Origin of the sequence: Pseudomonas sp. UBA6276 (genome assembly GCF_002438365.1) — a bacterium.
Classification (GTDB): Bacteria; Pseudomonadota; Gammaproteobacteria; order Pseudomonadales; family Pseudomonadaceae; genus Aquipseudomonas; species Aquipseudomonas coleopterorum.
Genome location: NZ_DJUS01000107.1, coordinates 22,946 through 30,445 on the forward strand (window position 1 = coordinate 22,946; position 7,500 = coordinate 30,445).

Annotated in this window: 9 protein-coding genes and 1 pseudogene; all 10 read left to right on the forward strand. The window is 59.7% G+C overall.

The window, feature by feature from the left end:
- Nucleotides 1–14: 14 nt before the first annotated feature.
- Nucleotides 15–806, forward strand: coding sequence for a ParA family protein (locus B2V21_RS12465; protein ID WP_049860453.1), 792 nt, complete (start codon nucleotides 15–17; stop codon nucleotides 804–806).
- An 8-nt stretch (nucleotides 807–814) separates the two neighbouring features.
- A complete protein-coding gene (locus B2V21_RS12470) occupies nucleotides 815–1,687 on the forward strand; it encodes a ParB/RepB/Spo0J family partition protein (protein WP_049860452.1) in 873 nt (290 codons plus the stop codon).
- A gap of 148 nt (nucleotides 1,688–1,835) precedes the next feature.
- Nucleotides 1,836–2,243: a F0F1 ATP synthase subunit I gene (locus B2V21_RS12475; RefSeq protein WP_043192037.1), complete on the forward strand. Its 408-nt coding sequence runs from the start codon at nucleotides 1,836–1,838 to the stop codon at nucleotides 2,241–2,243.
- A gap of 16 nt (nucleotides 2,244–2,259) precedes the next feature.
- Nucleotides 2,260–3,129, forward strand: a complete 870-nt coding sequence (gene atpB, locus B2V21_RS12480; protein ID WP_049860451.1) for a F0F1 ATP synthase subunit A — start codon at nucleotides 2,260–2,262, stop codon at nucleotides 3,127–3,129.
- A 134-nt stretch (nucleotides 3,130–3,263) separates the two neighbouring features.
- A complete protein-coding gene (gene atpE / locus B2V21_RS12485; RefSeq protein WP_002555987.1) occupies nucleotides 3,264–3,521 on the forward strand; it encodes a F0F1 ATP synthase subunit C in 258 nt (85 codons plus the stop codon).
- 57 nt (nucleotides 3,522–3,578) lie between these two features.
- Complete coding sequence (locus B2V21_RS12490) at nucleotides 3,579–4,049, forward strand: F0F1 ATP synthase subunit B (RefSeq protein WP_043192045.1); 471 nt, start codon at nucleotides 3,579–3,581, stop codon at nucleotides 4,047–4,049.
- Nucleotides 4,050–4,061: 12 nt separating this feature from the next.
- On the forward strand, nucleotides 4,062–4,598 hold the full coding sequence (locus B2V21_RS12495; protein ID WP_043192047.1) for a F0F1 ATP synthase subunit delta: 537 nt from the start codon (nucleotides 4,062–4,064) through the stop codon (nucleotides 4,596–4,598).
- 21 nt (nucleotides 4,599–4,619) lie between these two features.
- On the forward strand, nucleotides 4,620–6,170 hold the full coding sequence (atpA, locus tag B2V21_RS12500; RefSeq protein ID WP_286916992.1) for a F0F1 ATP synthase subunit alpha: 1,551 nt from the start codon (nucleotides 4,620–4,622) through the stop codon (nucleotides 6,168–6,170).
- 50 nt (nucleotides 6,171–6,220) lie between these two features.
- Entirely contained in the window at nucleotides 6,221–7,081 is an 861-nt protein-coding gene (gene atpG / locus B2V21_RS12505) for a F0F1 ATP synthase subunit gamma (RefSeq protein ID WP_043192052.1), read from the forward strand.
- 27 nt (nucleotides 7,082–7,108) lie between these two features.
- Nucleotides 7,109–7,500, forward strand: a pseudogene (locus B2V21_RS12510) (F0F1 ATP synthase subunit beta); the annotation flags it as partial.

The following is a 7,500-nucleotide window of genomic DNA, read 5'->3' on the forward strand; positions in this document are numbered from 1 at the left end:
GAACACGAGCACTAATGGCTAAGGTATTCGCGATAGCGAACCAGAAAGGTGGTGTGGGCAAGACCACCACCTGCATCAACCTCGCAGCATCGCTGGTCGCGACCAAGCGCCGCGTGCTGCTGATCGATCTCGATCCGCAGGGCAACGCCACCATGGGCAGCGGTGTGGACAAGCATGCGCTGGAAAATTCGATCTACGACGTGTTGATCGGCGAGTGCGACCTGGCTCAGGCCATGCATTTTTCCGAACACGGCGGATACCAGTTGCTGCCTGCCAACCGCGACCTGACCGCGGCCGAGGTGGTCCTGCTGGAAATGCAGATGAAGGAAAGCCGTCTGCGCAGCGCCCTGGCGCCGGTGCGTAACAACTACGATTACATCCTCATCGACTGCCCGCCGTCGCTGTCGATGCTGACCCTCAATGCGCTGGTGGCCTCCGATGGCGTGATCATCCCGATGCAGTGCGAATATTTCGCCCTGGAAGGATTGAGCGACCTTGTGGATAACATCAAGCGCATTGCCGAGTTGCTCAATCCGGACCTGAAGGTCGAGGGTCTGCTGCGCACCATGTACGACCCGCGCCTGAGCCTGATGAACGATGTCTCGGCACAGCTCAAGGAGCATTTCGGCGATCAGCTGTACGATACGGTGATCCCGCGCAACATTCGTCTGGCCGAAGCGCCCAGCTACGGGATGCCGGCGCTGTCGTACGATAAATCATCACGCGGCGCGCTGGCCTATCTGGCACTGGCCGGCGAGATGGTTCGTCGGCAACGTCGCCAATCTCGCACCGCTGCAGTCATTTAAGGATTCCAATGGCCGTCAAGAAACGTGGTCTCGGACGTGGACTGGATGCGCTGCTCAGCGGTCCGACCGTCAGCTCGCTCGAGGAGCAGGCTGTCACGGTCGACCAGAACGAGTTGCAGCACCTGCCGCTGGACGTCATTCAGCGGGGCAAGTATCAGCCGCGCCGGGACATGGACCCGCAGGCGCTCGAAGAGCTGGCGCACTCGATCAAGACCCAGGGCGTGATGCAACCGATCGTGGTACGGCCGGTGGCCAACGCACGCTTCGAGATCATCGCCGGCGAACGTCGCTGGCGTGCCGCGCAACAGGCTGGCCTGGAAACCATCCCGGCCATGGTCCGCGATGTGCCTGACGAAGCGGCGATCGCCATGGCGCTGATCGAGAACATCCAACGCGAAGACCTCAACCCGGTGGAAGAGGCCATTGCCCTGCAGCGTCTGCAGCACGAGTTCCAGCTGACGCAGCAGCAGGTCGCCGATGCGGTGGGCAAGTCGCGGGTCACCGTGGCCAACCTGTTGCGCCTGATCGCGCTGCCTGAAGTGATCAAGACCATGCTGTCCCATGGCGATCTGGAAATGGGCCATGCGCGCGCATTGCTCGGTCTGCCCGATGAACAGCAGGTCGAAGGCGCGCGACACGTTGTCGCACGAGGCCTCACCGTTCGGCAGACCGAGGCTCTGGTTCGCCAGTGGTTGAGCGGCAAACCCGAGCCGGTGGAACCGGCCAAGGCCGACCCTGACATCACGCGGCTGGAGCAAAGACTGGCCGAACGCCTAGGCTCTGCGGTGCAGATCCGCCATGGGCAGAAAGGAAAAGGCCAGTTGGTCATCCGCTACAACTCTCTGGATGAGTTGCAAGGCGTGCTCGCACACATCCGCTGAAACAATTCCTTGTGTAGCGCGCAGTCGGAAATCACTACCCGGCAGTTGAATAGGGGAGGAACCGCCCCTATACTCTGCGCGCATTTTGTCGGCACAATTTATGCCAAGTTACGGCTTATGGCACGTCGACCATTGAGGAGTCGTCACGATGGAAACCCGCACGCCAAACCGCCTGCCGTTCCATCAGTGGGTCGTTTTCCCGATGTTGTTGGCGCAAGGTGTCGTCGTGTTGCTGGCAGCTCTGGTGCTGTGGCAATGGCTCGGGGCGGTCAGCGGTTATTCGGGTCTCTGCGGAGGCCTGATCGCCTGGTTGCCCAATCTGTATTTCGCCTGGAAGGCTTTCCGGTTCACCGGAGCCCGGGCCGCACAAGCCATCGTTCGGTCGTTCTACGCCGGCGAGGCAGGCAAGCTGATTTTGACGGCAGTGCTGTTCGCACTGACGTTCGCAGGAGTGAAACCGCTGGCGCCGCTGGCTGTATTCGGCGTCTTCGGGCTGACCCAGCTGGTCAGCTGGTTCGCACCCCTGCTCATGAAAACAAGACTTTCGAGACCTTAGGGCGTTTGAGGCAACCATGGCAGAAACAACCGCTTCGGGCTATATCCAGCACCACTTGCAGAACTTGACCTTCGGTCAGCTACCAGAAGGCGGCTGGGGCTTTGCCCACACCGCTGCAGAAGCCAAGGAAATGGGGTTTTGGGCGTTCCACGTCGATACACTCGGCTGGTCGGTTGCCCTGGGCCTGATCTTCATCCTGATCTTCCGCATGGCAGCCAAGAAGGCGACGTCCGGCCAGCCGGGCGCTCTGCAGAACTTCGTCGAGGTTCTGGTCGAGTTCGTCGATGGCAGCGTGCGTGACAGCTTCCACGGCCGCAGTGCGGTGATCGCACCGTTGGCGCTGACCATCTTCGTCTGGGTGTTCCTGATGAACGCGATCGACCTGATTCCGGTCGACTGGATCCCGATGGCCGCGGCCTGGATCTCCGGCGATTCGCACATCCCGTTCCGCGCCGTGTCGACCACCGACCCGAACGCGACACTGGGCATGGCCCTGTCGGTATTCGCGCTGATCATCTTCTACAGCATCAAGGTCAAGGGCATCGGCGGCTTCATCGGCGAACTGACCCTGCACCCGTTCGGCAGCAAGAACATCTTCGTTCAGATCCTGCTGATTCCGGTGAACTTCCTGCTCGAATTCGTCACCCTGATCGCCAAGCCGATCTCGTTGGCCCTGCGACTGTTCGGCAACATGTATGCCGGCGAGCTGGTGTTCATCCTGATCGCCGTGATGTTCGGCAGCGGCCTGTTGTGGCTCAGCGGCCTGGGCGTCGTGCTGCAGTGGGCGTGGGCTGTGTTCCACATCCTGATCATCACGCTGCAGGCATTCATCTTCATGATGCTGACCATCGTCTACCTTTCGATGGCTCACGAAGAAAATCATTAAGGCCCGCCTGGCGAGCCTGATGCCCCTCGCGCCCTGGCGCGAGGGAGGTCCACATGGGCCGAAACACCGGTTTGTAACACCGCTTTAAAACCTAAAAACCAAGCAAAAGACGACGTAAAAAGTCGGGAGGAAAGATGGAAACTGTAGTTGGTCTAACCGCTATCGCTGTTGCTCTGCTGATCGGCCTGGGCGCACTGGGTACCGCTATCGGCTTCGGCCTGCTGGGCGGCAAGTTCCTGGAAGGCGCTGCTCGCCAGCCAGAAATGGTCCCAATGCTGCAAGTTAAAATGTTCATCGTCGCCGGTCTGCTCGACGCCGTGACCATGATCGGTGTTGGTATCGCTCTGTTCTTCACCTTCGCGAACCCCTTCGTTGGTCAACTCGCTGGCTGATCTCTCGAACCTTCGAGTGGATTGGTGTGATGGACAAAGAACGAGCGAGGTGTTGGCGTGAACATTAATGCAACCCTGATTGGCCAGACCGTTGCGTTCTTCATTTTTGTGCTGTTCTGCATGAAGTTCGTGTGGCCTCCGGTCATCGCGGCTTTGCACGAACGTCAGAAGAAGATCGCTGATGGTTTGGACGCTGCCAGCCGAGCAGCTCGCGACCTGGAGTTGGCCCAAGAGAAAGTGGGTCAGCAACTGCGCGAAGCGAAAGCTCAGGCAGCCGAAATCATTGAGCAGGCAAAGAAACGCGGCAACCAGATCGTCGAAGAGGCCGTTGAAAAGGCCCGCATCGACGCTGACCGCGTGAAAGTGCAGGCTCAAGCCGAGATCGAGCAGGAACTGAACGGCGTCAAAGACGCGCTGCGTGCCCAACTGGGCGTGCTGGCCGTAGGCGGTGCCGAGAAGATCCTGGGCGCCACAATCGATCAAAACGCGCACGCGGAGCTGGTTAACAAACTGGCTGCTGAAATCTAAGCGAGGGCGATCATGGCAGAACTGACCACGTTGGCCCGACCTTACGCTAAGGCGGCCTTCGAGCACGCTCAGGCCCACCAGCAGCTGGCCAATTGGTCAGCCATGCTCGGCCTGGCTGCAGCGGTGGCGCAAGACGCCACCATGCAGAGCCTGCTCAAGGCCCCGCGACTGACGAGCGCAGACAAGGCCGCCACGTTCATTGACGTGTGCGGCGACAAGTTCGATGCCAAGGCACAGAATTTCATCCACGTCGTTGCCGAAAACGACCGTCTCCTGCTTCTGCCGGAGATCGCCGAACTGTTCGACCTGTACAAGGCCGAGCAGGAAAAATCGGTCGATGTGGAAGTCACCAGTGCCTTCGCATTGAACCAAGAACAGCAAGACAAACTCGCCAAGGTTCTCAGTGCACGACTCGACCGGGAAGTGCGCCTGCAAGTTGCGGAGGATGCCAGCCTGATAGGTGGCGTCGTCATCCGCGCCGGCGACCTGGTTATCGATGGCTCGATTCGCGGCAAACTCGCGAAACTGGCCGAAGCATTGAAATCTTGAGTTTGAAGGGGCAGCAGAGCAATGCAGCAACTCAATCCTTCCGAAATAAGTGAAATCATCAAGGGTCGCATCGACAAGCTCGATGTGACCTCCCAAGCCCGTAACGAAGGCACCGTCGTCAGCGTTTCCGACGGTATCGTACGGATCCACGGTCTGGCCGACGTCATGTACGGCGAAATGATCGAGTTTCCTGGCGGCGTCTTCGGCATGGCACTCAACCTGGAGCAGGACTCCGTAGGTGCCGTGGTACTGGGCGCCTACACCAGCCTGGCCGAAGGCATGAGCGCCAAGTGCACCGGTCGCATCCTGGAAGTTCCGGTTGGCAAGGAGCTGCTGGGTCGCGTCGTCGACGCACTGGGCAACCCTGTCGATGGCAAGGGTCCGCTGGGCAACACCGAGACCGACGCGGTCGAAAAGGTTGCACCGGGCGTTATCTGGCGTAAGTCGGTAGACCAGCCTGTACAGACTGGCTACAAGGCTGTCGACGCCATGATCCCTGTCGGCCGTGGCCAGCGCGAGCTGATCATCGGCGACCGTCAGATCGGCAAGACCGCTCTGGCGATCGACGCGATCATCAACCAGAAGAACTCCGGTATCTTCTGCGTCTACGTTGCCATCGGTCAGAAACAATCGACCATCGCCAACGTGGTTCGCAAGCTGGAAGAAAACGGCGCCCTGGCCAACACCATCGTGGTGGCTGCCAGTGCTTCGGAATCTCCTGCGCTGCAATTCCTGGCACCTTATGCCGGTTGCACCATGGGCGAGTTCTTCCGTGACCGTGGCGAAGACGCACTGATCGTCTACGACGACCTGTCCAAGCAAGCAGTGGCCTACCGCCAGATTTCCCTGCTGCTGCGTCGTCCACCAGGTCGTGAAGCCTACCCAGGCGACGTGTTCTATCTCCACTCCCGCTTGCTGGAGCGTGCATCGCGCGTTTCCGAAGAGTACGTCGAGAAGTTCACCAACGGTGCAGTGACTGGCAAGACCGGTTCCCTGACCGCGTTGCCGATCATCGAAACCCAGGCTGGCGACGTTTCCGCGTTCGTTCCGANNCCGACCAACGTGATCTCGATCACCGACGGTCAGATCTTCCTGGAATCGGCCATGTTCAACTCGGGCATCCGCCCTGCAGTGAACGCCGGTGTTTCGGTATCCCGCGTAGGTGGTGCCGCTCAGACCAAGATCATCAAGAAGCTGTCCGGTGGTATCCGTACCGCTCTGGCTCAGTACCGTGAACTGGCGGCATTCGCCCAGTTTGCTTCTGACCTGGACGAAGCCACCCGCAAGCAGCTCGAGCACGGCCAGCGCGTGACCGAGCTGATGAAGCAGAAGCAGTACTCGCCGATGTCGATCGCCGACATGGCGCTGTCGCTGTATGCAGCCGAGCGTGGTTTCCTGACCGACGTCGAGATCGCCAAGGTTGGTAGCTTCGAGCAGGCCCTGATTGCTTACTTCAACCGCGATCACGCCGACCTGTTGGCGAAGATCAACGTGAAGGGCGACTTCAATGACGAAATCGACGCTGGCCTCAAGGCCGGTATCGAGAAGTTCAAGGCCACCCAAACCTGGTAAGCCGCAGCAGGGGCCGCAAGGCCCCTGCTTGCTAACCTGATAGGTGTTACATGGCAGGCGCAAAAGAGATTCGCAGCAAGATTGCGAGCATCAAAAGCACGCAAAAAATTACCAGCGCCATGGAAAAAGTGGCGGTCAGCAAAATGCGCAAGGCACAAATGCGCATGGCAGCCAGCCGTCCCTACGCGGAGCGTATCCGCCAGGTGATTGGACATCTGGCCAACGCCAACCCGGAATACCGCCACCCGTTCATGATCGAACGCGCCGTCAAGCGCGTCGGCTATATCGTGGTGAGCAGCGACCGTGGTCTGTGCGGCGGCTTGAACACCAACCTGTTCAAGGCCCTGGTCAAGGACATGGCGGCCAATCGCGAACGCGGCGTCGAAATCGACCTGTGCGTGATCGGCAGCAAGGGTGCAGCGTTCTTTCGCAACTTCGGCGGCAACGTCGTGGCAGCGATCAGCCATCTGGGCGAAGAGCCGTCGATCAATGATCTGATCGGCAGCGTCAAGGTGATGCTGGACGCGTACCTGGAAGGCCGTATCGATCGCCTGTCCGTGGTGTCCAACAAGTTCATCAATACCATGACGCAACAACCAACGGTGGAGCAGTTGATCCCGTTGGAGGCAACCCCGGATCAAGAACTCAAGCACCACTGGGATTACCTGTACGAACCCGACGCCAAAGAGCTGCTTGAAGGCCTGATGGTGCGTTACGTGGAGTCGCAGGTGTACCAGGCGGTGGTCGAGAACAACGCTGCTGAACAAGCGGCGCGGATGATCGCAATGAAGAATGCAACCGACAACGCCGGCGACCTGATCAGCGATTTGCAGCTGATCTACAACAAGGCGCGTCAGGCTGCGATCACCCAAGAGATCTCGGAAATCGTCGGCGGCGCTGCCGCGGTTTAACGGTTCAAATATTCAGAGGATCCAGCTATGAGTAGCGGACGTATCGTTCAAATCATCGGCGCCGTTATCGACGTGGAATTTCCACGCGACAGCGTACCGAGCATCTACAACGCGCTGAAGGTACAAGGCGCTGAAACCACTCTCGAAGTCCAGCAGCAGCTGGGCGACGGCGTGGTTCGTACCATCGCCATGGGTTCCACCGAAGGCCTGAAACGCGGCCTGAACGTGCTCGACAGCGGCGCAGCCATTTCCGTCCCTGTCGGCAAGGCCACCCTGGGCCGCATCATGGACGTTCTGGGCAACCCGATCGACGAAGCGGGCCCGATCGATACCGAAGAGCGCTGGGGCATTCACCGTCCAGCACCTTCCTTCGCGGAACAGGCAGGCGGCAACGACCTGCTGGAAACCGGCATCAAGGT

Excerpts from the sequence above, each read along its gene's own strand:
- B2V21_RS12465 (WP_049860453.1), top strand. The coding sequence starts at position 15 with ATGGCTAAGGTATTCGCGATAGCGAACCAGAAAGGTGGTGTGGGCAAG.
- B2V21_RS12470 (WP_049860452.1), top strand. The coding sequence starts at position 815 with ATGGCCGTCAAGAAACGTGGTCTCGGACGTGGACTGGATGCGCTGCTC.
- B2V21_RS12475 (WP_043192037.1), top strand. The coding sequence starts at position 1,836 with ATGGAAACCCGCACGCCAAACCGCCTGCCGTTCCATCAGTGGGTCGTT.
- atpB (WP_049860451.1), top strand. The coding sequence starts at position 2,260 with ATGGCAGAAACAACCGCTTCGGGCTATATCCAGCACCACTTGCAGAAC.
- atpE (WP_002555987.1), top strand. The coding sequence starts at position 3,264 with ATGGAAACTGTAGTTGGTCTAACCGCTATCGCTGTTGCTCTGCTGATC.
- B2V21_RS12495 (WP_043192047.1), top strand. The coding sequence starts at position 4,062 with ATGGCAGAACTGACCACGTTGGCCCGACCTTACGCTAAGGCGGCCTTC.
- atpG (WP_043192052.1), top strand. The coding sequence starts at position 6,221 with ATGGCAGGCGCAAAAGAGATTCGCAGCAAGATTGCGAGCATCAAAAGC.